Origin of the sequence: Calidifontibacillus erzurumensis (assembly GCF_013303125.1) — a bacterium.
Taxonomy (GTDB): domain Bacteria; phylum Bacillota; class Bacilli; order Bacillales; family Bacillaceae_J; genus Calidifontibacillus; species Calidifontibacillus erzurumensis.
The window spans coordinates 1-777 of the sequence record NZ_JABTTE010000068.1 but is presented as its reverse complement, the minus strand read 5'-3'; the positions used below and the strand labels follow the sequence as shown (position 1 = coordinate 777).

The 777-nt window shown below is 38.1% G+C and carries 1 pseudogene; it reads right to left on the bottom strand.

The window, feature by feature from the left end:
• Positions 1-688: pseudogene (locus HR057_RS17465) on the bottom strand (IS3 family transposase); the annotation flags it as partial.
• Positions 689-777: the final 89 nt, after the last annotated feature.

Below are 777 nucleotides of genomic sequence, written 5' to 3'. Positions count from 1 at the left end.
ATATCACCAACCCAAACGTCTCCTGGACGTTCTACTGTGAAATTCTGATTTAACAGATTTGGATACACAGGTAAACTATGTTTTGAGTTCGTGGTAGCCTTATATTTCTTCACGGTTTTAGAGCGAATATTATTTTCCTGCATGATTCGTGTGACTGTTTTCTCAGACACTTGAATACCTTGTCGGTTCAATTGTTTTGTTATCTTAGGACTTCCGTAATTTTGCCTAGATTCAAGATGAGCACGTCTCACTAATATCGTCAGTTCTTCTTTTCGTTTTTTCTGGTTGCTCTTGGGACGACCTCTCCAAGCGTAATAGCCACTTTTTGACACACCTAATACCTCGCACATCTTCGCCACACGAAATTCGTGTCGGTGTTTTTCAATGAAGTCATAAATTACTTCTGGTTTTTTGCGAAGATGCTCATAGCCTTTTTTAAGATGGCATTCTCCTCTTCTAAGTCTCGTAATTTCTTTTGTAAATCACGAATAGCTTTGTCCTCAGGCTTTAAATTTCCGCTACCTACAAAACTTGCCTCTTTCTCCTCGTTGTATTTGTTCACCCAGTTGTGCAATGTCTGCTCAGGTATATCTAAATTCCTTGCAACCTCAGCTATTCTCCTTCCTTCCTCCTTCACCATACGTACCGCACTAATTTTAAATTCTTTATCATAGCTTTTTCTTTTCATATTGGACACTCCCGTTCAATTGTAAGGTATCATTAAATTATAAACGATTTTCCCCCAATTTACTGTGTCCAATATTTAGACTATCATCA